At 71.1% G+C, this 22,585-nt stretch carries 22 protein-coding genes and 1 riboswitch; of the genes, 11 read left to right on the top strand and 11 right to left on the bottom strand.

Going from position 1 to position 22,585, the window contains the following annotated elements:
• Nucleotides 1–34 precede the first annotated feature (34 nt).
• From cobN to ACFYXH_RS16585, 6 genes are all read right to left on the bottom strand, one after another.
• Nucleotides 35–3,754 (bottom strand): cobaltochelatase subunit CobN, encoded by a 3,720-nt coding sequence (cobN, locus tag ACFYXH_RS16610; protein WP_389563144.1) that lies wholly within the window; start codon nt 3,752–3,754, stop codon nt 35–37.
• On the bottom strand, nt 3,751–5,331 hold the full coding sequence (locus tag ACFYXH_RS16605) for a cobyric acid synthase (protein WP_389563143.1): 1,581 nt from the start codon (nt 5,329–5,331) through the stop codon (nt 3,751–3,753). Before ACFYXH_RS16605 ends, cobN begins: the two co-directional genes overlap by 4 nt.
• Entirely contained in the window at nt 5,328–6,293 is a 966-nt protein-coding gene (locus ACFYXH_RS16600) for a cobalamin biosynthesis protein (protein WP_389563141.1), read from the bottom strand. Before ACFYXH_RS16600 ends, ACFYXH_RS16605 begins: the two co-directional genes overlap by 4 nt.
• Before the next feature lie 105 nt (nt 6,294–6,398).
• Nucleotides 6,399–6,540: riboswitch (cobalamin riboswitch) on the bottom strand.
• 195 nt (nt 6,541–6,735) lie between these two features.
• On the bottom strand, nt 6,736–6,957 hold the full coding sequence (locus tag ACFYXH_RS16595; protein ID WP_389563140.1) for a hypothetical protein: 222 nt from the start codon (nt 6,955–6,957) through the stop codon (nt 6,736–6,738).
• 12 nt (nt 6,958–6,969) lie between these two features.
• Entirely contained in the window at nt 6,970–8,217 is a 1,248-nt protein-coding gene (locus ACFYXH_RS16590) for an anion permease (protein ID WP_389563139.1), read from the bottom strand.
• Nucleotides 8,218–8,409: a hypothetical protein gene (locus ACFYXH_RS16585; protein WP_389563137.1), complete on the bottom strand. Its 192-nt coding sequence runs from the start codon at nt 8,407–8,409 to the stop codon at nt 8,218–8,220.
• A gap of 44 nt (nt 8,410–8,453) precedes the next feature.
• On the opposite strand from ACFYXH_RS16585, the gene ACFYXH_RS16580 reads away from it, so the two are divergent.
• The 3 genes from ACFYXH_RS16580 (at nt 8,454) to ACFYXH_RS16570 (ending at nt 11,920) form a co-directional block, all read left to right on the top strand.
• A complete protein-coding gene (locus tag ACFYXH_RS16580) occupies nt 8,454–9,116 on the top strand; it encodes a class II aldolase/adducin family protein (RefSeq protein ID WP_389563135.1) in 663 nt (220 codons plus the stop codon).
• Nucleotides 9,117–9,207: 91 nt separating this feature from the next.
• A complete protein-coding gene (locus ACFYXH_RS16575) occupies nt 9,208–10,335 on the top strand; it encodes an alpha/beta hydrolase (protein WP_389563133.1) in 1,128 nt (375 codons plus the stop codon).
• A 118-nt stretch (nt 10,336–10,453) separates the two neighbouring features.
• The gene (locus tag ACFYXH_RS16570) at nt 10,454–11,920 is read left to right on the top strand and encodes a hypothetical protein (protein WP_389563131.1); all 1,467 of its coding nucleotides are present in this window, start codon (nt 10,454–10,456) and stop codon (nt 11,918–11,920) included.
• A gap of 59 nt (nt 11,921–11,979) precedes the next feature.
• On the opposite strand, the gene ACFYXH_RS16565 is transcribed toward ACFYXH_RS16570, so the two are convergent.
• Nucleotides 11,980–12,384, bottom strand: coding sequence for a VOC family protein (locus ACFYXH_RS16565; RefSeq protein ID WP_389563130.1), 405 nt, complete (start codon nt 12,382–12,384; stop codon nt 11,980–11,982).
• An 88-nt stretch (nt 12,385–12,472) separates the two neighbouring features.
• The gene (locus ACFYXH_RS16560; RefSeq protein WP_389563129.1) at nt 12,473–13,363 is read right to left on the bottom strand and encodes a neutral zinc metallopeptidase; all 891 of its coding nucleotides are present in this window, start codon (nt 13,361–13,363) and stop codon (nt 12,473–12,475) included.
• Nucleotides 13,364–13,649: 286 nt separating this feature from the next.
• Here ACFYXH_RS16560 and abc-f point away from each other — a divergent pair, with 286 nt between their 5' ends.
• The 3 genes from abc-f (at nt 13,650) to ACFYXH_RS16545 (ending at nt 16,786) form a co-directional block, all read left to right on the top strand.
• Nucleotides 13,650–15,248 (top strand): ribosomal protection-like ABC-F family protein, encoded by a 1,599-nt coding sequence (abc-f, locus tag ACFYXH_RS16555; protein ID WP_389563128.1) that lies wholly within the window; start codon nt 13,650–13,652, stop codon nt 15,246–15,248.
• Nucleotides 15,249–15,643: 395 nt separating this feature from the next.
• Entirely contained in the window at nt 15,644–15,865 is a 222-nt protein-coding gene (locus ACFYXH_RS16550; RefSeq protein WP_006123601.1) for a helix-turn-helix domain-containing protein, read from the top strand.
• Between the two features lie 129 nt (nt 15,866–15,994).
• Nucleotides 15,995–16,786 carry an enoyl-CoA hydratase/isomerase family protein gene (locus ACFYXH_RS16545; protein ID WP_389563126.1) on the top strand — a complete coding sequence of 264 codons (792 nt, stop codon included), beginning with the start codon at nt 15,995–15,997 and terminating at the stop codon, nt 16,784–16,786.
• Between the two features lie 135 nt (nt 16,787–16,921).
• Here ACFYXH_RS16545 and ACFYXH_RS16540 read toward each other — a convergent pair whose 3' ends face one another.
• On the bottom strand, nt 16,922–17,617 hold the full coding sequence (locus tag ACFYXH_RS16540; protein WP_389563124.1) for a hypothetical protein: 696 nt from the start codon (nt 17,615–17,617) through the stop codon (nt 16,922–16,924).
• A gap of 75 nt (nt 17,618–17,692) precedes the next feature.
• Between ACFYXH_RS16540 and ACFYXH_RS16535 the strand changes: the two genes are divergently transcribed.
• Genes ACFYXH_RS16535 through amaP form a run of 5 tightly spaced genes read left to right on the top strand, consistent with a single transcriptional unit; the run spans nt 17,693 to nt 20,002 of the window.
• Nucleotides 17,693–18,187 (top strand): Asp23/Gls24 family envelope stress response protein, encoded by a 495-nt coding sequence (locus ACFYXH_RS16535; protein WP_389563122.1) that lies wholly within the window; start codon nt 17,693–17,695, stop codon nt 18,185–18,187.
• 11 nt (nt 18,188–18,198) lie between these two features.
• Nucleotides 18,199–18,390 (top strand): hypothetical protein, encoded by a 192-nt coding sequence (locus ACFYXH_RS16530; RefSeq protein WP_327322774.1) that lies wholly within the window; start codon nt 18,199–18,201, stop codon nt 18,388–18,390.
• A gap of 34 nt (nt 18,391–18,424) precedes the next feature.
• Nucleotides 18,425–18,766, top strand: a complete 342-nt coding sequence (locus ACFYXH_RS16525; RefSeq protein ID WP_389563120.1) for an Asp23/Gls24 family envelope stress response protein — start codon at nt 18,425–18,427, stop codon at nt 18,764–18,766.
• Nucleotides 18,763–19,407, top strand: a complete 645-nt coding sequence (locus ACFYXH_RS16520) for a DUF6286 domain-containing protein (RefSeq protein WP_389563118.1) — start codon at nt 18,763–18,765, stop codon at nt 19,405–19,407. Before ACFYXH_RS16525 ends, ACFYXH_RS16520 begins: the two co-directional genes overlap by 4 nt.
• Before the next feature lie 7 nt (nt 19,408–19,414).
• On the top strand, nt 19,415–20,002 hold the full coding sequence (gene amaP / locus ACFYXH_RS16515; RefSeq protein ID WP_389563116.1) for an alkaline shock response membrane anchor protein AmaP: 588 nt from the start codon (nt 19,415–19,417) through the stop codon (nt 20,000–20,002).
• Nucleotides 20,003–20,022: 20 nt separating this feature from the next.
• Here amaP and ACFYXH_RS16510 read toward each other — a convergent pair whose 3' ends face one another.
• Both ACFYXH_RS16510 and ACFYXH_RS16505 read right to left on the bottom strand, forming a co-directional pair.
• Nucleotides 20,023–20,778: an SDR family oxidoreductase gene (locus tag ACFYXH_RS16510; RefSeq protein ID WP_389563114.1), complete on the bottom strand. Its 756-nt coding sequence runs from the start codon at nt 20,776–20,778 to the stop codon at nt 20,023–20,025.
• Between the two features lie 4 nt (nt 20,779–20,782).
• Entirely contained in the window at nt 20,783–22,567 is a 1,785-nt protein-coding gene (locus tag ACFYXH_RS16505; RefSeq protein WP_389563112.1) for a glycoside hydrolase family 15 protein, read from the bottom strand.
• Nucleotides 22,568–22,585: the final 18 nt, after the last annotated feature.

The following is a 22,585-nucleotide window of genomic DNA, read 5'->3' as shown; positions in this document are numbered from 1 at the left end:
CCCCGGTTCTTGCAGCCCGCTGCAGGCGCAACCCTCACGCGTCCCCCTCCAAATCACCCTCGAGCTCCAGATATGTCGCCCGCAGCCGCTCCAGCGTCTCCGCGTCCGGCTCCGCCCACAGCCCCCGGTCCGCCGCCTCCAGCAGCCGCTCCGTGATGCCCCGCAGCGCCCACGGGTTCGACTTCTCCATGAACGCGCGGTTCTCGGGGTCGAAGACGTACTCCGCGGAGAGCTTCTCGTACATCCAGTCATCCACGACACCCGCCGTGGCGTCGTACCCGAACAGGTAGTCCACCGTCGCGGCCATCTCGAACGCGCCCTTGTAGCCGTGCCGCCGCATCGCCGCCATCCAGCGCGGATTGACCACCCGCGCCCGGAACACCCGGTGCGTCTCCTCGCCCAGCGTGCGCGTCTTCACCTGGTCCGGCGTGGCGCTGTCACCCACATACGCCTCGGGCGACTCACCGGTCAGATGCCGCACCATGGCGACCATCCCGCCGTGGTACTGGAAGTAATCGTCGGCGTCGACGAGGTCGTGCTCCCTGGTGTCGACGTTCTTCGCGGCGACCGCGATCCGCCGGAACGCCGTCTCCATGTCCCCGCGCGCCGCCCGCCCTTCGAGTCCGCGCCCGTACGCATAACCGCCCCACACCGCGTACACCTCGGCCAGGTCGGCGTCGCTGCGCCAGTTCCGCGCATCGATCAGCGGCAGCAGCCCCGCACCATAGGCACCCGGCTTCGAGCCGAAGATCCGGGCCGTGGCGCGCCGCCGGTCGCCGTGCTCGGCGGTGTCCTCGTCGGCATGCGCCCGTACGTAGTTGGACTCGGCCGGCTCGTCCAGCTCCGCCACCGCCCGTACCGCGTCGTCGATCAGCCCCACCACATGCGGGAAGGCGTCCCGGAAGAAGCCGGAGATGCGCACCGTCACATCGATGCGCGGACGGCCCAGCTCCGCGACCGGTACGACCTCGAAGCCGGTGACCCGCCTCGACGCGTCGTCCCAGACCGGCCGGCAGCCCAGCAGCGCCAGGATCTCGGCGATGTCGTCGCCCTGGGTGCGCATCGCGGATGTGCCCCACACCGTCAGACCCACCGACTTGGGGTACTCACCCGTGTCCGTGAGATACCGGGCCACGAGCGAGTCGGCCAGCGCCTGGCCGACCTCCCACGACAGCCGGGACGGAATCGCCTTGGGGTCGACGGAGTAGAAGTTGCGGCCGGTCGGCAGCACATTCACCAGACCGCGCGTCGGTGACCCGGAAGGACCGGCCGGTACGTAACCGCCGTCCAGCGCCAGCAGAATATGGTCGATCTCGTCCGTCGTACGGGCCAGTCGCGGCACGACCTCCGCGCAGGCGAAGCCCAGCACGGCCACCGCGTCCGGGCAGATGGGTCCAGGAGGTGTCACCCCGGAAGGCACAGCGGTGCCCAGCACCTCAGCCACGAGACCGGCCGCGGCGGACACCTCCCAGCCGCGCTCCTCCATGCCCTCCGCGAGCCGCCGGCACAGCTGCTCCAGCAGATCGATCGCGTCGGCGCCGGTCCGTGCGGGGCCGTCGACCAGTTCCGTGAGCTCCACCGGCACCTTCACTGGCGCACCCGGCTCGCCAAGCAGCTCCTTCTCCACCAGACCGAAGTGCTCGGCGAGACAAGCCCGAAGGCCCGGCAGCGCGTTCGCCGTGCCGCCCCACACCTGAGAGGCGCGCAGCACGGCCAGTACGAGATTGACCCGGGCCTCGGCCTCCGGGCCGCCGCCCAGGATGTGCAGACCATCCCTGATCTGGACATCCTTGATCTCGCAGAGATAGCCGTCGATGTGCATGACGAACGAGTCGAACTCGCCGTCGTCCGGCTGCTCGTCCACATGCAGATCGTGGTGCAGCTCCGCGGCCTTCACCAGCGTCCAGATCTGCGCCCGTACGGCCGGGGCCTTCGTCGGGTCGAGATCGCTGACGAGCGCGTACTCGTCGAGCAGCTGTTCCAGCTTGGCCAGGTCGCCGTAGGTGTCGGCACGCGCCATCGGCGGCACCAGATGGTCCACGACGGTGGCGTGACCGCGGCGCTTGGCCTGGGTGCCCTCGCCCGGGTCGTTGACGATGAACGGGTACACCAGCGGCAGTTCGCCGAGCACCGCGTCGGGACCGCAGCCCGCCGACAGTCCGAGCCCCTTGCCCGGCAGCCACTCCATGGTGCCGTGCTTGCCCATGTGCACGATCGCGTCCGCGCCGAAACTGTTGTCCAGCCAGCGGTACGCCGCCATGTAGTGGTGCGAGGGCGGCATATCGGGGTCGTGGTAGATCGCGATCGGGTTCTCGCCGAAGCCGCGCGGCGGCTGGATCATCACGACGACGTTCCCGAACTGCAGGGATGCCAGCACGATCTCGTCGCCGTCGACGTACAGGCTGCCCGGCGGCTCACCCCAGTGCTCCAGCATTCCGTCGCGCAGGTCCGGCTCCAGCTTGTCGAACCAGGCGCGGTAGTCGGCGAGCGGCACGCGCTCGGGGGCGGCGGCCAGCTGCTCCTCGGTCAGCCACTCCACATCGTGACCACCGGCGTTGATCAGCCGGTGGATCAGCTCGTCGCCGTTGTCGGGGTAGCCCTCCACGGCGTAACCGGCGTCGCGCAGCGCGTCCAGCACCCGCACGGCGGACGCCGGGGTGTCGAGACCGACGGCGTTGCCGACCCGTGAATGCTTCGTCGGGTAGGCGGTGAAGACGAGCGCGAGCTTCTTCTCGGCGTTCGGCTTGTGCTTCAACCGGGCGTGGCGTACGGCGATTCCGGCGACGCGCCCGGCGCGCTCCGGGTCGGCGACATACACCGGCACGTCGTCGGGGCCCTGCTCCTTGAAGGAGAACGGGACCGTGATGATCCGCCCGTCGAACTCGGGGATCGCCACCTGCATCGCCGCGTCCATGGGGGACAGGGCCGCGTCCGACGCCTCCCAGGTGGCCTTCGACGAGGTCAGGCACAGTCCCTGCAGCACCGGCACGTTGAGCTCGGCGAGCGCGCCGATGTCCCAGGCCTCGTCGTCCCCGCCGGCACTGGCGTCACTCGCTCGCGTGCCGCCCGCCGCCAGCACCGTGGCGACCAGCGCATCGGTCCTGGCGAGCAGCTCGTACAGCTCGGCGTCGGCGCCGCGCAGCGAACCGCAGTACACGGGAAGGGCGTTGGACCCGCGGGCCTCGATCGCGTCGCACAGCGTGTCGACGAAGCCGGTGTTGCCGGAGAGCTGGTGCGCGCGGTAGAAGAGCACGCCGACGCTCGGCCGCCCCTCCACATACGCACGCGTGCCGTGCACGCCCCACTCCGGCATCTTCTGCGGCTCGGCACTGTGCCTGTCCTGCGCGCCTGCGGCCCGACCGTGACCGGCCAGCAGCACGTCCTCCGTCAGGAACCGGGACAGCTCGACGAGGTTCCCGGGACCGCCCTCGACGAGATACTGCAGGGCCTCCGCGACAGCACCCGCGTGCACGGACGACTCGGCCATCAACTCCGCGTCGGGCACCGCCTCGCCGCCCAGCAGCACGGTCGGAATCCCGGACGCCTTGAGGGCCGCGAGCCCGTCCTCCCAGGCCCGCTTCCCGCCGAGCAGCCGTACGACCGCGACGGACGCGCCCGCGATGAGCGCGGGCAGCTCCTCCGCCACATCGATACGGGTCGGATTGCCGATGCGGTAGGGCGCGCCGGAGGCCCGGGCCGCCAGCAGATCCGTATCGGCGGTGGACAGCAACAGCACGGTGCTCTCGGTGCTCATGGCGCTCCAGGTGCGATGAAGGGAAGTCCTGAGGGTGCGCCCGACTCGATCAGCCGCAGCAGCGCATCCGTATCCGCGTGTTCTTCGATGAGGTCGCCGAGGCGGTCCAGCTGCTCTTCGCGCAGCGCGCCGAAGCTGGTGTCGGGCGCGGGCACGAACCGCCGGCCCGCGGCCTCGGCGACGTCGCGCAGGAACGCCCGGCGGAAGCCGTCGCTCTCCAGCGATCCGTGCCAGTGCGTACCCCAGACGGCACCGACCCGGCAGCCGTCCAGGCTGTGTCCGTCGCCATCGGAGATGAACGTGTCGCCGCCGAGTACTTCGGCGACGCCGTGGTGGATCTCGTAGCCCTCCACGCGTTCACCCAGGGCCTCGCCGACCGGCCGGGCGAGGGTCTTCTCGCGAGCGAACCGCACCCGCACGGGCAGCAGCCCAAGCCCCTGGACACGGCCCGCCCGCGACTCGACCTCGTCCTCGATGTGTTCGCCGAGGAGCTGGAAACCGCCGCAGACACCGAGCACGGGCCGCCCCTCGGCAGCCCGGCGCGCCAGCGCGTCGGCCAGCCCGCGCTCCTTGAGCCACTCCAGGGCCTTGACCGTGCCCCGGGTTCCCGGCACGACCACCAGGTCGGCGTCGACAAGTTCCTCGGCCCGGTCCACGAACCGCACGACGACACCGGGCTCGGCGGCCAGCGCGTCCACGTCCGTGAAGTTGGACATCAGGGGCACGGCACAGACCGCGACCCGCAGTACGTCCTCGCCCACGGGCGGCGCGACCACCGACTCCCGTACCGCGCCGCGCAGCGAGACCCGCAGCCCGTCCTCCTCGTCGATGCCGAGCCCGTGGGCGTACGGCAGAATCCCGTACGTGTGCCGCCCGGTCAGCCCGCGCAGCATCTCGATACCGGGCTCCAGCAGCGACACATCGCCGCGGAACTTGTTGACGATGTATCCGGCGACCAGCGCCTGATCCTCGGCGCTGAGCAGCGCGGTGGTCCCGAAGAACGAGGCGAAGACCCCACCGCGGTCGATGTCTCCGACCACCAGCACCGGGAGCTGTGCCGCTCGCGCGATGCCCATGTTCACGATGTCCGTACGCCGCAGATTGATCTCGGCCGGACTGCCCGCCCCCTCGCAGATCACGGCTTCATACGTGCCCCGCAGCTCCTCCAGGCACTCCACTACGGTCCCGAGCAGCGCCTCCTGCCGCCCACCGTGCAGCGTTTTCCCGGGGGACGCCCCCTCAGACCCCCCGAAGAACCCGCGGGCGCTCAGTTCGCCCACCGGTTTGCCCATCAGGACCACCTGGCTCGACCGGTCGCTGCCCGGCTTGAGCAGCACGGGATTCATCAGCGCGCTCGGCTCCACGCGTGCGGCCTGCGCCTGCATGGCCTGCGCCCGGCCGATCTCCGCGCCCTCGCGCGTCACGAAGGAATTGAGGGACATGTTCTGCCCCTTGAAGGGCGCGACCTTCACTCCTCGCCGCACCAGCCACCGGCAGATCCCGGCCGTGACGACGCTCTTGCCCGCGTCGGACGTGGTCCCCGCCACCAGCAGCCCGCCGCCTCTGCGCCTGCTCATCCCCGCCCCTTTCCCGCGCGCCGCGCGCGCAGTGCGTGACCTGCCAGGCGGCCCGCCGCGCAGGTCGCCAGTGTCAGCCAGCCGACGCGCCGCGAGAGCCGTACGGCGCGTTCGATGTCGCCGAACTCCACCGGGCGCCCGCTGCCGTTGAGTACGGGACGGTGCTCCACCCGGCCGCCGTACGAGAGGGTCCCGCCCAGCCGTACGCCGAGCGCCCCCGCGAACGCAGCCTCCACCGGGCCCGCGTTCGGGCTCGGGTGCTTCTTCGCATCGGCCCGCCAGGCCCGTACGGCTCCGCGCGCATCCCCGCCCGCGAGTACCGCGAGTCCCGCGGTGAGCCGGGCCCCCGGCCAGCCGGCCACATCGTCGAGCCGCGCCGAGGCCCAGCCGAACCTCCGGTATTTGGACGACTTGTGCCCGACCATCGCGTCCAGCGTGTTGACGGCACGGAACCCCACCAGACCCGGCACACCCGCGAGGGCGCCCCAGACCAGCGCGCCCACCACGGCGTCGGAGGTGTTCTCGGCGACGGACTCGACGACGGCGCGTGCGATCTGCTGCTCGTCCAGCGCCTGCGGATCGCGCCCGCACAGATGCGGCAGGCGCTCCCGCGCCACGTCCACGTCACCGGCGGCAAGCGCGCCGCCGATGGCCCGCGCCTCGCGGCCCAGCGACGTACCTCCGACGACGGCCCAGGTGGCTGCGGCGATCAGTGCGACGGATGCGCGGCCGCGGCCGCGTACACCGCGCGCGAGAACCGCGGCGGCACCCGCGGCGCCTCCGGCGCACACAGCGGTGTGCAGTGCGCCCCAGCCACGGTGGTCACGCCACAGGACATGCTCGACAGCGCCCGCGGCCCGCCCGAACGCGGCGACCGGATGCCCGCGGCGGGGATCGCCGAGCAGCAGGTCGCCGGCCAGGCCGGCGGCGGATCCGTATACGAATTCACGGTCGGCACGCATGGGTTCAGGCCGACGCTTCGCCTCGAACGACCCTCGTACTCACAGCAGGAACTGAACCGCAGCCGGGCATGGCGATATGTCCTCACTCAGGGTGTCCGCGCCCTGGTTCGACGTGACCGGCGGTGAGAGTTCCTGGCTTCCGGGGACTGCTCCCCGGTGACAGTGGCGGGACCGCGCCGGATTTGCACCGGCTTCCTCTTCTGCCGCCGTAGATGGCTTCGGCAGTCCACCACGCTGCGAGAACGACCGTCAACTTGCCTTTGACCTGCGATGCAAGAGTGTGTTGGGGCACACATGCGGGGCGGATTTCCGCCAGGTGTCGAAAACAGGCCGTACCGCCACGTCGCCCGTGACGCAAGAGCCGGGCCGGGTCACCCGAAGGGGTGCCCGGCCCGGCCTGTGAAGCGGTTGATGAAGCTCGTGGAACTGGTGAACCGTGCCGTCAGATGACGATCAGATAGATCCCGTACGCCACGGCCGTCGCGCAGAGCGCGAAGCAGGCGTACGCGCCGGTGCGTGCCAGGGCCGCGGAACCGCCTTGTGCGGCCGCCGTCTCCTGCTTGGTCAGGCCGACGATGCCCAGGGTGAACAGACCCACCAGGGCGACGGTGGCGACGAGGCTCACGCCGAAGACGGAGCCGAGAGCTGCCCAGTCGATGTTCATGCTGATCTGTCCTTACACCGTGGCCGGCTGCGTCGGCTCGGAGTCGGCGGGGGCCGGAGCCGGGATGGTGGTCTTGAAGTCCTGCGCGGGCGTGCCGGCCGGCGGCGGGGTGACGGCCGCGATGGCGGTGGTCACGACACCCGCGGGCTCGGCGTCGGCGTCCGCCGCGTTGACGTTGGTGTGGTCGATCACCTGGCGGCGGGAGATGAACCAGATCGCGGCGCAGGCGCCGATCAGGAAGGCCGCGACGACCGCGACACCCCAGTCGCCCTGCCGGGACACGAACTCCGAGCCCGCGGCGACCAGACCCGCGGCCGGCAGGGTCAGACCCCAGGCGACGAACATCCGGGTGGCGGTGGACCAGCGGACCACGCCGCCCTTGCGGCCCAGGCCCGCGCCCATCACGGCGCCGGAGCAGGAGTGCGTGGTCGACAGCGAGAAGCCGAGGTTGGAGGAGGCGAGGATGACGCTGGCCGCGCTGGTCTGGGCGGCGAAGCCCTGCTGCGGCTGGAGGTCGGTGAGGCCCGTGCCCAGGGTGCGGATGATGCGCCAGCCGCCGAGGTAGGTGCCCATCGCGATCGCGAGACCGGCGGAGAGGATGACCCACATCGGGGGGTTGGAGCCGGGGGAGAGGACACCGCCGGCGACGAGCGCCAGCGTGATGACGCCCATGGTCTTCTGGGCGTCGTTGGTGCCGTGGGCCAGGGAGACCAGGCCCGCCGAGGCGATCTGGCCGGCGCGGTAGCCCTTCGCGGTGGCCTTCTTGTCCGCGTTCTTGCCGATCTTGTACGTCAGCCGGGCGGCGAGGAACGCCGCGATACCGGCGACCAGCGGGGCCGCGATCGCGGGAATCAGCACCTTGGTGACGACCGTGCCGCCATTGACGCCGCTGACGCCGACCGAGGCGATGGTGGCGCCGATCAGACCGCCCATGAGGGCGTGCGAGGAACTGGACGGCAGGCCGATCAGCCAGGTCATCAGGTTCCAGAGGATGGCGCCGACGAGCGCAGCGAAGATGACTTCGGGTGTGATGCCTGACTCGGTGACGATGCCGCTGGAGATCGTCTTGGCGACCTCCACCGACAGGAACGCGCCGACGAGGTTGAGCGCGGCGGCCATGGCCACCGCCGTCTTGGGCTTCAGAGCGCCGGTCGAGATGGTCGTCGCCATCGCGTTGGCGGTGTCATGGAAACCGTTCGTGAAATCGAACACGAGAGCTGTCGCGATCACAATCGCGAGCAGCAAGGTGATGTGTTCCATTTACCCAGGCAATCGTTCGACGTCAGTGGCTCGGCGAACGTAGTTAATCTGGGTGAACGGAAGATGAACTGAGACGGGCTTTGCGGTGTCCGCAAGTGAGGATCCGTCACCCCGCTCGCCGATCATCGCGGCAATGGCGGGGGCGGTGGCGCGGAAGATGCCTTTTCTGGCGATTTGGGTGATCTCCGTCACCGTGACCTCTGTGGCCTCCCGGCCCCGCCTGACAGGATCGCCGCATGACCGATCAGGTGCGGCAGGACGCGATCGAGCGGGCGTGGGAAGACCTCGTGGCCACGGCCCGCAGAACAGCGGCGGAAGGCCTGGTGGTGGGCACCTCGGGCAATGTCTCGGTACGGGTCGGCGGACTCGTCCTGGTCACCCCGAGCGGAGTGCCCTACGACCGGCTCACTCCCGAGGACACCGTCGCCGTCGATCTCGACGGGAACCAGGTCCTCGGCGATCTCGCCCCCACCAGCGAGCTGCCGCTGCACCTCGAGGTCTACCGGAACACCCCCGCCGTCGCCGTCGTGCACACCCACGCCGTGCACGCCACCGCCGTCTCCACCCTCGTCCCCGAGCTGCCGCTCATCCACTACATGGCGGCCGCCCTCGGCGGCCCCGTGCGCGTCGCCGCGTACGCCCTGTACGGAACGGAGGAGCTGGCCGAGAACATGCTGCGCGCCCTGCGGGACCGCACCGGCTGCCTCCTCCAGAACCACGGCACGGTCACCTACGGCGACTCCCTCGACCAGGCCTACGACCGCACCGCCCAGCTGGAGTGGATGTGCCGGCTCTGGCTGACCGCCGCGGCGCTGCCCGGCTACTCGCCCACCCTGCTCTCCCGGTCCCAGCTGCACGAGGTGGCGGACAAGCTTCAGAGCTACGGCCAGCCCCGCTGACGTGCCGACCGCCTCGGCGCCGGAGGCCTCCGCCGACACCGGCGGCCCCCGTCCACTGGCCGCACGGCGCGGGGGTGCCGACACTGGAACGGTGCGCCCGGCAACAGCGACGGCAGTAGCCGTCACCACTCTGATCGGTGTCGGCGCGGCCGCGATAGCGGCCGGCCGCTACGCAAGCGACCTCGCGCTCAAGGCGCCGCCCGGCCTGCCCCTGCCCGGTGACCCCCGGCTCACCGTGCACGCCACGGCCCCGGGCCGGCTGACGCTGACCCGCAGCCTCGCCTCGCTGCGCCCCGGTACGTACGGAATCGAGGGCCCGGACGTCCACGCGGTCGTCGGCCCCGTCCTCGACGATGTCCCGCACGCCGCCGACACCGTCGTACGCCGACTGGAACGCGTCACCCACGGCAGCCTGGAAGCGGGCACCCGGGTGCGGCTCACCCCGCAGGTGCACAGCGGCGACCCGGGCAGCGCGCTCGGCCTCAAGTACAGCGATATCGACATCCCCGGCGAACTGGGCGCGCTGCCCGCCTGGTTCGTGCCCGGCGCCCGCGACACCTGGGTGATCACTGTGCACGGCCTGGGCGCCACACGGGAACACCCCATGAACATCATGAAGTTTCTGCACGCCCACCGGTTCCCGGTGCTCGACCTCGGCTACCGCGGAGATCTCGGCGCCCCCAGATCCCCGGACGGCCTCGGTCACCTCGGCGACTCCGAGTGGCGCGACCTGGACGCCGCCATCCGCTACGCCGTGCGCTACGGCGCCCAGCGCATCGTCCTCCACGGCTGGTCCACCGGCGCCTCGATGGCCCTGCACGCCACGGCCAACTCCGCGCTGCGCGACCGGATCAACGGACTCGTACTGGACTCACCGGTCCTCGACTGGGAAGCCACGCTGCGCAATCTGGCCGCCGCCCGGGGCACCCCGGGGCCGCTGCTGACGCTCGCCGTCAGGGCTGCGCAGGGCAGAACGGGACTGCACGGCGACCGGCTGCTCGAGGCCGCGGACCCGGACACGATGCGCGTACCGACGCTGATCTACCACGGCCCGGACGACACCCTCGCGCCGTGGTATCCGTCCCGCGAACTCGCCGCCCGCCGCCCCCGGCTGATCAGCCTGCAGACCGTCCAGCACGCCCCGCACGCCGCGATGTGGAACGCCGACCCGGCACGCTACGAAGAAGCCCTCCGTCGTTTCCTCACCCCCCTGATGTAGTTCCTGCCCGATGTAGTTCCTGGACAGCCGACGGGTAATGCCTGGCAGGACGGCCGCTCAGTCCGGCCGACCAGGTTCCGTTTGGGCTTTCGGGCCGTCAGCGGGAAGACTGCTCCCCGTGACGTCCCGAAAGCCTGATGAGCAATTGGCGCGCAACTCCAGACTCCGTCTTGTCCGCCCGCGATCGCTGGCCGCCGCACGGCGGGCCGTGACGACCCGGCACACCCGGCCTGTCCCGCGGCCTCCCGAGGGCACGCCGGCCCCCGCCGAGCTCGCCCGCCAGGCGCGGGCGGTCCTCGCCGACGCCGTACGGATCGCCCGCTGGGCCGCCGTCGAGCGGGACCCCAGCACCGCCCCGCTCGCCGACCGCGCCCAGGATCGGGCCGCGGCCGCCCTGGAGTTGACCCCGCGCCAAGTACGCGCGGGCTGGGACCGCGCCCGCCTCGCCGGCCTGGTCGAGCTGCACGGCGACACCGCACGCCCCGGCTGGCGGCTGCGCGCCTGGGACCGTGACGACATGGCCGTACTGCGCGGCTGGGTCGCCCTCTTCGACGCCTGGTCGCTGGTCCATCCCGCGCCCGACGATGTCGCCCCCAGCGCGGTCGCCGAGGTCGTCGAGGCCGTCCCCCAGGTGCTCTCCCTCCTCCAGCTGTCGGCCGGCCCCGTGCTCGTACCGGTCCTTCTCGACCTCCTGCAGCAGCGCGTCGTGGAACTGCGCGAGGAGCGCTGCGAGGTCGCCCACGGTCCTCAGTCCGAACCACGAGCCGTCGGCGCCGACTCCGAGGCCAGGGCCGCGCTCGAGACCGAGCTGGAGACCGCGCTCGAGTCCGGGCCCGGGTCCGACCCCGAGTCCCGGCCGGTTCCTGTCTCCCTTCTTCTCGACTGGGCTCTGGAGGGCCTGTCCGCCGTCGGCGCCCTGACCCTGGACCAGGGCCGGTCCGCCACGCTCACCCCGCTCGGCAACTGGGCGGTCTGGGTCAAACTCGAGCAGATCTGCGTGGCCGCACAGAGCCCCGCCGGCAATATCGAGCAGCCCGCCGAGGACATGCTGCGCGGCTGCGCCCGCCTCACCCCCGGCCCGGCCCGCGCCGAGTACCGCGCCTGGCTCGCAGCCCGCACCGTCTCCAGCGCGGTCGCCGAGCTCCTCGGCGTCGCCCGTGGCGAGGACGCCCTGCTGCGCGGACTCGCCTTCGAGGCCCTGCGCGTGGTCGGCGCCCCCGCCGAGGCAGACGTCCGCGCAGCCGCCGACGAGCCCTCACTGCGCCCCTACGTCCTGCTCTGGCTCGCCGAGTACGAGGGAGCGGACCCCGAGGACGCCGCCGAGGTCCTCACCCGTGAGGAAGCGACCTGGCTCTGGGTGGACACCGCGGCGGCTGTCGCCGACCACGGCGAGCCCCAGCTGCTGCTGCGCCATCTCGACTCCGCGGTGCAGGGCACGGTCCCGGCGCTGCTCGACGAGGTCCGGGCCGGCGGCCACCCCCGTACCGTCCAGGTCCTGGTCGCGCTGGCTGCCGCGCACCCGGACCCGGCCCTGGCCAAGGCCGTGCGCCGGGCGGCGTTCCAGGTGCACACCGGAGGCGTCTAGGGCCCGAACGCGGCGGAAGCCGGCGAGTGGCGGCGAATGTCGGCGCGTGGCGGGGGAGGCTAGGACTCCTCCGCCCCCGGTGTGTAGGTGCCGAAGCTCCACACATTGCCCTCGATATCGCGCGCCATGTAGTCACGCGCGCCGTAGTCCTGGTCGGTCGGCGGCATGACGATGTCCGCGCCATGCTCCACCGCATGGCTGTGATGTGCGTCGACATCGTCGACATGGACGAACACCCCCGTCGGCCCGCCGCCCTCCATCAGCTTGTCGAACTCGCTGCCGGTGCCCTTGCTCCCCAGCATCACCATGCCGTTGCCGAAGGTCAGCTCGGCGTGCAGCACCGCGCCTGCCTCGTCCTCGTACACCGCGTGCTCGGTGAAGCCGAAGGCCTCGGTGAGTTGCTTGATCGCGGCCTTCGCGTCCGTGTACACCAGCGTCGGACAGATGCTCGGTGACTGCGACATCTCGATCACTCCTTCATGCTCGACGGTAGGGGTGTGATCTGTGTCTCAGTCTTGCACCGGCCACTGACAACGCCCGGCAGTCGGGCGCTCAGGCGAAGGTGTTGCACCGGGCCATGTCGCCCGTGCGGTAGCCGTTGTAGAACCACTGCCGGCGCTGCGCCGCCGAGCCGTGCGTCCAGGTCTCCGGAGTGACCCGGCCCTGGAACTTCTCCTGGATCCGGTCGTCGCCGACCGCCGCCGCCGCGTCCAGACCGTCCTGGATGTCCGCCGCCGTCAGTGAGGTCAGCAGCGGCCGGCCGGTGGCCTCGTCGGGCGTGGTCGTCGCATGGTGCGCCCACACCCCGGCGTAGCAGTCCGCCTGCAACTCCACCTTCACGGCATTGCTGTTGGCGCCCTGTCCCCCGTCCTGTGCCCGCTGCAGTGCGCCTGTCAGGTTCTGCACATGGTGGCCGTACTCATGGGCCACCACATACGCCTGGGCGAACGGACCGCCGCTCGACCCGAACGTGGTCCGCAACTCGTCGAAGAAGCCGAGGTCCAAATAGACCTTTCGGTCGCCGGGGCAGTAGAAGGGGCCGACCGCCGAGGTCGCGGTCCCGCACGCCGTACCCACCCGGTCCGTGAACATGACTGTCTGCGCGTCCGAGTAGCGCCCCTGGCGCCGCGGGAACTCGGCCCGCCAGTAGTCCTGCACGCTGTTGACCACAGCGACGATCCGGCAGTCCTCCCTGGTGTTGGCGTCCGCGCCCCGCCTGCACGCCTGATTGACCTGTGCCTGCGACGACGCCGTCGCTGCCGGGTCGGTGTCGCCCGACGACAGCCCGAGCTGGTCGGGCCCCACGCCGAAGAGGAGCCCAAGGATCAACGCGATGAGGCCGACGATGCCGCCGCCGACGGTGGCCCTGCCGCCGGGAATGCGGCTGCCGCGCACATCCTGGACCTCGGAAGTGTCCAGATCGGCGTCGTCGTCGAACTGCATGGGCCACCCTCTGCTCCACGGCGGCGGCAGCCCGCCGCCCTGCGCCGAGTATCGGTCAGGCCGGTGCCTTTCGCCCCTTTTGTCGTACGACTCCGGAGGCCCGCTGACTCCGGTGCCGGCCCGCCTGCACTGCACCGTCCCCGCCGTCGGCGGCCGCCTCGTAGGCGTAAAGCACTTGCACAGCCCCGCTAGACTGGTTCGTATGGCAATTCTCCTTGCGCATTAGACGGCGTCGAAGCTCCCACGTCCGTCCCTTCCGCCGTCCATACCGCCCTGGAGTCTTTCCGTGATCACCGCTTCCGGTATCGAGCTGCGCGCCGGCGCACGCGTCCTCATCGAGTCCGCTTCCTTCCGTATCGCCAAAGGCGACCGCATCGGCCTGGTAGGCCGCAACGGAGCGGGCAAGACCACGCTCACCAAGTGCCTCGCGGGTGAGGGCATCCCCGCCGGCGGCACCATCGCCCGCTCCGGCGAGGTCGGCTACCTCCCGCAGGACCCGCGTACCGGCGACCTCGACACCCTCGCCCGCGACCGCATCCTCTCCGCCCGGGAGCTCGACTCCGTACTGAAGAAGATGCGTGAGAACGAGGAGCGGATGGCGAACGGCAAGGGCGCCACCCGCGAGAAGGCGATGAAGAAGTACGAGCGCCTGGAGACGGAGTTCCTGACCAAGGGCGGTTACGCCGCCGAGGCCGAGGCCGCCACCATCGCGGCCGCGCTCGGACTGCCCGACCGGGTGCTCGGCCAGCCGCTGCATACGCTCTCCGGCGGTCAGCGCCGCCGCGTCGAGCTCGCGCGCATCCTCTTCTCGGACGCCGACACCCTGCTCCTCGACGAGCCCACCAACCACCTCGACGCCGACTCGATCGTCTGGCTCCGTGAGTACCTGAAGTCCTACCGCGGCGGCTTCATCGTGATCTCCCACGATGTCGACCTTGTCGAGACGGTCGTCAACAAGGTGTTCTACCTGGACGCCAACCGCTCGCAGATCGATGTCTACAACATGGGCTGGAAGCTCTACCAGCAGCAGCGCGAGGCCGACGAGAAGCGCCGCAAGCGCGAGCGCCAGAACGCCGAGAAGAAGGCCGCGGCCCTCAACTCCCAGGCCGACAAGATGCGCGCCAAGGCCACCAAGACCGTCGCCGCGCAGAACATGGCCAAGCGCGCCGAGCGGCTGCTGTCCGGTCTGGAAGCGGTACGTGTCTCCGACAAGGTCGCCAAGCTGCGCTTCCCCGATCCCGCACCCTGCGGCAAGACCCCGCTGACCGCGGAGAGCCTGTCCAAGTCGTACGGCTCACTCGAGATCTTCACCGATGTGGACCTCGCCATCGACAAGGGCTCGCGCGTTGTCATCCTCGGCCTCAACGGCGCGGGCAAGACGACACTGCTGCGGCTGCTCGCGGGCGTGGAGCAGCCGGACACCGGCGAGGTCACCCCGGGTCACGGTCTCAAGCTCGGCTACTACGCACAGGAGCACGAGACGCTCGACCCGGACCGCACGGTCCTGGAGAACATGCGCTCCTCCGCGCCCGACCTCGACCTCGTCGCGGTGCGCAAGACGCTCGGTTCCTTCCTCTTCTCCGGTGACGACGTCGACAAGCCGGCCGGGGTGCTCTCCGGCGGTGAGAAGACCCGTCTCGCGCTGGCCACCCTGGTCGTCTCGTCCGCGAACGTCCTGCTTCTCGACGAGCCCACGAACAACCTCGACCCGGCCAGCCGCGAGGAGATCCTCGGCGCGCTGCGCACCTACAAGGGCGCCGTCATCCTCGTCACCCACGACGAGGGCGCGGTCGAGGCGCTGGAGCCGGAGCGGATCATCCTGCTGCCGGACGGGGTCGAGGATCTGTGGGGCGCGGACTACGCGGACCTGGTGGCGCTCGCCTGATCCCGGCCCGGCCCGGCCCGGCCCGGTCCGGCCTCGTCCCGGTCCGGACTGCTCTGCCGCTGATCCGCCGCTGATCCACTCCGTATGGATCATTCGGCTTACGGGTGATCCATCATCTGTGTGAGAACGTCTCGTACCACGGTGTGGCACCGAGCGGATTCCTTCCGTCCGGGCCTCTGTCCTGCCTGTGCCCCTTGCGCTGCGCTGACCTGGCACTTCTGCCGGGAACCCGTTCGGACGTGCGAACACGGACCTGCGGAATCAGGGATTCCGGTAGTGATGTCCGCTCGGCGCACGGCAAAGCTTGTCGCACGGACCTTGCCGAATGGGTGGCCAGGAAGCTCTCTAGGGGTGATCATGAGAGTCCAGAGCGCACTTCCCATGAGGAGGCACGGGTGGCCGAGACTCTGAAGAAGGGCAGCCGGGTTACCGGCGCCGCGCGTGACAAGCTCGCGGCAGACCTGAAGAAGAAGTACGACTCCGGTGCGAGCATCCGGGCGTTGGCCGAAGAGACAGGCCGCTCCTATGGATTCGTTCACCGGATGCTCAGCGAGTCCGGAGTCACGCTGCGGGGACGCGGCGGAGCGACGCGAGGCAAGAAGGCCGCCTCGGCCTGACGACCGAGGCTTCCTTCGGCCCACCGGTTTCTACGGTGGCCACCCGGTCGGTCGCACGGTCGACCGGGTGGTTACTGTGCAGTCACTTATCTTCGTTTGCAGTGACTGTTCCCGAACCGGAGGCACCCCATGGCTTCGCTCGACTCTGTGCTCGACAAGGACGGCGTACGGCTCACCGTCGAGGACGCGGTTGCCACGGTAACCCTGACCAACCCGGACAAGCGCAACGCCCAATCTCCCGCTCTGTGGCGGGCGTTGGCGCAAGCGGGACGGTCAGTGCCGGGCAATGTGCGGGTCGTGGTGCTGCGCGGCGAAGGCAAGTCCTTCTCCGCCGGTCTCGACCGGCAGGCGTTCACGCCCGAGGGCTTCGACGGCGAGCCGTCCTTCCTCGACCTCGCACGGGGCTCCGACGAGGAGCTCGACGCGGTCATCGCCGAGTACCAGGAAGCGTTCACCTGGTGGCGCCGTAGCGACGTCGTGACGATCGCGGCCGTCCAGGGCCATGCGATCGGAGCCGGCTTCCAGCTCGCCCTCGCCTGCGACCTCCGGGTCGTCGCGCAGGACGTGCAGTTCGCCATGCGCGAGACCAGCCTCGGGCTCGTCCCGGACCTCACGGGCACGCACCCGCTGGTGTCGCTCGTCGGCTACGCCCGCGCGCTGGAGATCTGCGCGACCGGCCGTTTCGTCCACGCGGACGAGGCGGAGCGTACCGGTCTCGCCAACCTCGTCGTGCCCGCTGATGAACTGGACGGTGCCGTACGGGACCTGGCGTCCGCACTGCTGGCGGCGCCGCGGGACGCGGTGATCGAGACGAAGGCGCTGCTACAGGGTGCGGGCACCCGCTCGTACGAGGACCAGCGCACCGCGGAGCGCGCGGCGCAGGCGCGCCGCCTGCGCGACCTGGCGGGCCTTGCGGACTGATCCGCCCGGCCACCCTGGCCGCCCCGGTTCCCGCCGGTTGCACTCTGGTTCACGCCAGTTCCGCCCCGGTTCACGCCGGTACCGATTGACGCAGATACCGGTTCACGCCGATACCGGGTTGACGCAGATACCGGTTCACGCAGGTACCGAGGTGACCAGCACCGCCACCGGGCGGCCGTCCGCGAGCGCCGTCGTCACCGCCTCGCGGACCGACCGGACCACATCCAGCGGGTGATACCCGCCGGCCGTCGCCACCTCGACGCGGACATGGTCGGGGGCCAGGTGCACCGCCGCGCCCAGCGCGGCCGTCAGATGCGCGACACCCGGCGCTCCGGATGCCGCCGTGCCCGCCGGGTCGCTCGCGGTGACGGCCCGTACCCCGGCCCGTACCCCGGGTGGGGGCGCGGGGGCCGGGGCTTCCGGGGCGCTGTCCAGCAGCTCCGTCACCCGCAGATCCACCTCCGAGACCTCGAGCCCCAGAAGATCCACCGCGGCCGTGAACAGCGCGGCGCGCAGGGCCGCCGCGGCGGCCGGCAGCGGCACCACTGCCGAGGCCGCGAAATCCGCCTCGATCCGCAGTGGCCCCGGCGGCAGTGCGCTCGGCGGAGCCGGTACGGCAGGCCGAGCCGTCGAGTCCGGGTCGGCAAGCCCCAGCCTGAGCCGCCCGAGCACCACCCCCGGTGCCCCGTCCGCCGCGCGCCGCAGCACCGTGTCGGCCGCCTGCTCGGTCAGCCAGGCCCCGTCCGCCGCCCCGCCCAGCGGAAGCAGCCTGCCGAGGCCGAGCCGTCTCCGTACCGCATCAGCAGTGGTCACTACTCCAGCCTGCAGCATCCCCGGCGCGAAACCGGGCAACCGCACTTAATGTGGGCAGCGGAGTCCACCACCGCCCGGAAAGGACGAACGGCGATGAACGACACCGCTCAGTGGAACCGGTCCGAGGCTGCTGGTAACGATCCGTCGGGCTCGGGCGAAGGTCTCAGAAAGACGCCGGGGATCAAGCGCGGCGGTGGTGATCCCGCGTCCCGCGGCCGTACCACCATCGCCGACGGCGTGGTGGAGAAGATCGCCGGACTCGCGGCCCGCGAAGTGCCCGGTGTCCATGCGATGGGCAGCGGCTTCTCCCGTACCCTCGGCGCGGTCCGCGACCGTGTGCCCGGCGGCAGGTCCAACGTCACCCGAGGCGTGAAGGCCGAGGTCGGCGAGGTGCAGACGGCCCTCGACATCGAGATCGTCGTCGACTACGGCGTCTCCATCACCGAAGTCGCTCGCGCGGTCCGCGAGAACGTCATCTCGGCGGTCGAGCGGATGGCAGGTCTCGAGGTCGTCGAGGTCAATATCGCGGTCAGCGATGTGAAACTGCCCGATGAAGAAGAGGACGAGCCGGAGCCGCGTCTCCAGTAGAGGAGCCCACGATGAGCATGGCGGTGGTCGGCCTGATGGCCGGCATGGCGCTCGGCTTCGCCGGATACTTCGGCGGCTTCGGCGCCTTCCTGCTGGTGGCCGCGTTGGGGGTGGTCGGCTTCGTCGCAGGCCGCTTCCTCGAGGGCGACCTGGAACCCGGCTACTTCTTCCGGGGTCGTGACCGCGGCGACCGGCGGCGGTGACGCCGTGGCCGCCGGGGGTCCCCCCGCCGGAGGCATGGGGAGCGTCGCGGCCGCCGAGCGCGGCGCGACCACGATCGCCGACCGGGTCGTAGCGAAGATCGCCTCGCAGGCGGCGCGGGAAGCGCTCGACGGCGTACCGGAGGGCGGCTCACCACCCCACGCCACGGTGACGGTCCACCATGACGCCGCCCGGGTGCGGGTCAGCCTCGAACTCGACTATCCCTCCGACATCGGCGCTCAGTGCGGTGCCGTGCGTCATCGAGTCGTCCAGCGGGTAAAGGCGTTGGCGGGGATGGACGTGCCCGAGGTGGCCGTGCTGGTCGAGCGGCTGCACTCCGCCCACTCGCGCAGCGCGGCTCAGGGGAGGATCCGATGAGCGAGCCACAGTCCGCACCGCCCGTACTCGATCTGGACCAGTCCGCATCGGCAGCGGCGTACGAGCCGGTTCCGGTCCTGGACGGCGAAGGCGGCAAGGCCGGACGCTTCTGGTCCGTGCGCCGGATCCCGGCCGGGCTGCTGGCGGTGGTGGTTGTCGGCGGCGCGGGTCTGCTGCTGTACGACATCGCGGCGGTGCGGGCCGACCGCCCGGCCATGCAATGGCGCCGCACCACCGCGGAGCATCTCGCGAAGTGGCGGCTGGAGGAGGTGGGGGTGCTGGCGTGCGCGGGGGTCGTGATGCTCCTCGGCGTCGGTCTGATCGTCCTCGCTGTGACACCCGGACTGCGGTCGCTGCTGCCGATGCGCCGCGACACCCCTGCCGTACGCGCCGGTCTTGACCGGGAAGCCGCGGTGCTCGTGCTGCGGGACCGGGCGATGGAGGTCTCCGGGGTGCAGTCCGCACGCGTACGGATGGGACGCGCCAGGGTCTCGGTGCGGGCGCAGTCCCACTTCCGTGAACTCGACGACGTACGCGCCGATCTGGACTCGGCGCTGGCCACCGCCATCAAGGAACTCGGCCTCGCCAGGCCGCCGGCCCTGGCCGTGCACGTCGCCAGGTCGCCGGCGAAGAAGAGGTGAGGGCGCGATGGGCGCAAAGCTGCGAGTGGTCAACCGGGTCCTGCTGGGCCTGGCCGGGCTGGTGCTGCTGTGCGTGGGTGGCGCGGTCATGGCGGCGGGGGCCGGGCTCTTGGTGCCGTCCTGGTGGCCCTGGGACGGGCGCCACGATGTGCTGCTGAGCAAGGCGGACCGGTACCGCTGGCGGGACGAGGGCTGGTGGTGGCCGACGGTCATCGCGGTGCTCGCGGTGCTGGTGCTGCTCGCCGTGTGGTGGCTGCTCGCCCAACTTCGGCGCTCCCGGCTGGCGGAAGTCCTGGTCGACAGCGGCGACGGCGAGGGCGCGCTGCTGCGGGGCCGCGCGCTGGAGGGCGTACTGGAGGGCGAGGCGAAGGCCCTGGACGGGGTCGCCCGCGCCCGGGTGACCCTGACCGGCCGCCGGAGCACGCCCGAGGCCCGGGCGGACCTGCTGCTGGAACCGCACGCGGCGCCCGTCGAGATGCTGGCGCGTCTGACGGACGAGGCGGTGGCACACGCACGGGACTCGGCGGGCCTGGCGTCGCTACCGGCGGAGGTCCGCCTCAGGGCGGCGAAGCATCGGGCGCAACGGGTGAGTTGAGGGGGGCGCCCCGCAACGCCCTAGAACCCGTGTCGCGCGCCCCCGTCCACCGGGAGCATCACTCCCGTCAAGTACGACGCCGCCGGCGACAGCAGGAACGCCGCGGCGTTGCCGAACTCCTCCGGGGTGCCGTACCTCCGCAGCGGAATGCGGGACTCGTGCGCCGTACGTGCCGCCTCCGCGTCGCCCGACAGCGCGTCGAGTTCGCGCACCCGGTCCGTGTCGATACGGGCCGGCAGCAGGCCGACGACCCGGATGCCGCGCGGGCCCAGCTCGTCCGAGAGGGACTTGGCGAAACCGGCCAGGCCCGGACGGAGGCCGTTGGAGATCGTCAGCCCCGGGATCGGCTCATGGACCGAGCCGGACAGGACGAAGCCGATGACGCCGCCCTCGCCCAGCGCCGCCGCCGTGCTGCGGGCCAGGCGCACCGCGCCCAGGAAGACCGACTGGAACGCCGACTCCCACTGCTCGTCCGTATTGTCCGCGGCGAAGCCCGGTGCCGGGCCGCCCACGCTGATCAGTACGCCGTCGAGGCGTCCGAATTGTGCCCGCGCCGCCGCGACGAGGCGCTCCGCCGACGCCGGGTCGGCGTTGTCGGAGGCGAGACCCACGGCGTTCGGGCCGAGTTCCGCGGCGGCGTCCGCGACCGCCTTCTCGCCGCGTCCGCTGATGACGACCTTCGCGCCGTCGGCGACAAGCGCACGGGCGGACGCGTGGCCCAGCCCCCGCGACGCACCCGTGACGATATAGACGCGGTCCTTCAGTCCAAGATCCATGGGCCTATCCTGCCGTGTCTTCCCCGCCCAGTGCGAGGGCCGTGTTCACCAGCCCGATATGACTGAAGGCCTGAGGGAAGTTCCCGACCTGGCGCCCGCTCACCGGGTCGTACTCCTCGGCGAGCAGACCGACATCGTTGCGCAGGGTGAGCAGCCGCTCGAAGAGTTCCCTGGCCTCCTTCACCCGGCCCGTCATCCGCAGCGCGTCCGCCAGCCAGAACGAGCAGGCCAGGAACGCCCCTTCGCCTCCCGGCAGCGCGTCGACCGCCTTGTTGTCCGTGCTGTAGCGGCGCACCAGACCGTCGTGGCCGAGCTCCGCCCGTATCGTGTCCACCGTCCCGATCACCCGCGGATCGTCGGGCGGCAGAAAGCCGACCCGCGGGATCAGCAGCGCCGCGGCGTCGAGTTCCTCGGAGCCGTACGACTGCGTGAAGGTGTTCCGAACCGGGTCGTACCCCTTCTCGCACACCTCCCGGTGCACCTCGTCCCGCATCGTCCGCCACCGTGCCACGTCGCCGCGCAGCGAAGGGCGCTGCTCCAGGGTGCGTACGGCACGGTCCGCCGCGACCCAGGACATCACCTTGGAGTGCACGAAGTGGCGGCGCGCGCCCCGTACTTCCCACAGCCCCTCGTCCGGCTCACGCCACTTCGACTCCAGGAATCCGAGCAGGCTGAGCTGCAGATTCCAGGCGTGCTCCTCCGCGGACAGGCCCGCCTCCCGCCCCAGATGGAGGGAGTCGATGACCTCTCCGTACACATCGAGCTGTAGCTGGTGTACGGCCGCGTTGCCGGTACGGACCGGCGTGGAGCCCTCGTACCCGCTCAGCCACGGCAGCTCGGTCTCGGGCAGCCGGCGCTCGCCGGCCAGCCCGTACATGATCTGCAGATCGGCGGGGTCGCCGGCCACCGCCCGCAGCAGCCAGTCGCGCCAGGCCGCGGCCTCGTCGAGGTAGCCGGCCGAAATGAGCGCGTCCAGCGTGAGGGTGGAGTCACGCAGCCAGCAGAAGCGGTAGTCCCAGTTGCGTACGCCGCCGATCTCCTCCGGCAGTGACGTGGTGGGCGCGGCGACTATCCCGCCGGTCGGCGCGAAGGTGAGTGCCTTGAGGGTGATCAGGGAGCGGACGACGGCCTCGTGGTACGGGCTGTCGCTCCGGCAGCGCGAGGACCACTTGGCCCAGTCCTCCAGGCTCTGCTCCAGCGAATCGAAAGGGTCGACGAGCCCTGGCCGCGGCTCGTGCGAGGGATGCCAGGTGAGGACGAACGCCACCTTCTCGCCCGGTCCGACCGTGAACGACGAGCGGGTGCTGAACTGCTGTCCCCAGGTTTTGACCTGCGGCTCGCTGCGCAGCCATATGGAGTCGGGGCCCGCGATCGCCACCCGGTGCCCGTCCGAGCGCCGCATCCACGGCACGACGGAGCCGTAGTCGAAACGCAGCCGCAGGGTCGCGTTCATCTCGACCGTGCCGCTGACGCCCTCCACGATCCGGATGACATCGGGCGCCGTGTCGCGCTGCGGCATGAAGTCGAGGACTTTTACAGTGCCGGTCCGGGTCTCCCACACCGACTCCAGGACGAGCGATTCACCGACGTAGCTGCGGCGGGTGCACGGCCCCGCGCCCTTGGGGGCGATCCGCCAGTGGCCGTTCTCCTCGTCGCCGAGCAGCGCGGCGAAGCAGGCCGGCGAGTCGAAGCGGGGCAGGCACAGCCAGTCGATGGAGCCGTCTCTGCCGACCAGCGCCGCGGTCTGCAGATCGCCGATGAGCGCGTAGTCCTCGATACGTTGGGTCACGCTTTGGCGTGTTCCCGC

The sequence above is a fragment of the Streptomyces sp. NPDC002730 genome (genome assembly GCF_042888805.1).
GTDB lineage: Bacteria > Actinomycetota > Actinomycetes > Streptomycetales > Streptomycetaceae > Streptomyces.
The sequence above is the reverse complement of the archived record's forward strand: the minus strand, read 5'-3'. Positions and strand labels throughout refer to the sequence as shown.

Bases quoted from the DNA above. Each gene is read 5' to 3' on its own strand.
- ACFYXH_RS16565 (WP_389563130.1), bottom strand. From the start codon at position 12,384: ATGTCGCAGTCACCGAGCATCTGTCCGACGCTGGTGTACACGGACGCG.
- ACFYXH_RS16590 (WP_389563139.1), bottom strand. From the start codon at position 8,217: ATGGAACACATCACCTTGCTGCTCGCGATTGTGATCGCGACAGCTCTC.
- cobN (WP_389563144.1), bottom strand. From the start codon at position 3,754: ATGAGCACCGAGAGCACCGTGCTGTTGCTGTCCACCGCCGATACGGAT.
- ACFYXH_RS16510 (WP_389563114.1), bottom strand. From the start codon at position 20,778: ATGGATCTTGGACTGAAGGACCGCGTCTATATCGTCACGGGTGCGTCG.
- amaP (WP_389563116.1), top strand. From the start codon at position 19,415: ATGGGCGCAAAGCTGCGAGTGGTCAACCGGGTCCTGCTGGGCCTGGCC.
- ACFYXH_RS16520 (WP_389563118.1), top strand. From the start codon at position 18,763: ATGAGCGAGCCACAGTCCGCACCGCCCGTACTCGATCTGGACCAGTCC.
- ACFYXH_RS16560 (WP_389563129.1), bottom strand. From the start codon at position 13,363: ATGCAGTTCGACGACGACGCCGATCTGGACACTTCCGAGGTCCAGGAT.
- ACFYXH_RS16525 (WP_389563120.1), top strand. From the start codon at position 18,425: ATGGGGAGCGTCGCGGCCGCCGAGCGCGGCGCGACCACGATCGCCGAC.
- ACFYXH_RS16530 (WP_327322774.1), top strand. From the start codon at position 18,199: ATGAGCATGGCGGTGGTCGGCCTGATGGCCGGCATGGCGCTCGGCTTC.
- ACFYXH_RS16580 (WP_389563135.1), top strand. From the start codon at position 8,454: ATGACCGATCAGGTGCGGCAGGACGCGATCGAGCGGGCGTGGGAAGAC.
- ACFYXH_RS16600 (WP_389563141.1), bottom strand. From the start codon at position 6,293: ATGCGTGCCGACCGTGAATTCGTATACGGATCCGCCGCCGGCCTGGCC.
- ACFYXH_RS16540 (WP_389563124.1), bottom strand. From the start codon at position 17,617: ATGCTGCAGGCTGGAGTAGTGACCACTGCTGATGCGGTACGGAGACGG.
- ACFYXH_RS16545 (WP_389563126.1), top strand. From the start codon at position 15,995: ATGGCTTCGCTCGACTCTGTGCTCGACAAGGACGGCGTACGGCTCACC.
- ACFYXH_RS16535 (WP_389563122.1), top strand. From the start codon at position 17,693: ATGAACGACACCGCTCAGTGGAACCGGTCCGAGGCTGCTGGTAACGAT.
- ACFYXH_RS16595 (WP_389563140.1), bottom strand. From the start codon at position 6,957: ATGAACATCGACTGGGCAGCTCTCGGCTCCGTCTTCGGCGTGAGCCTC.
- ACFYXH_RS16605 (WP_389563143.1), bottom strand. From the start codon at position 5,331: ATGAGCAGGCGCAGAGGCGGCGGGCTGCTGGTGGCGGGGACCACGTCC.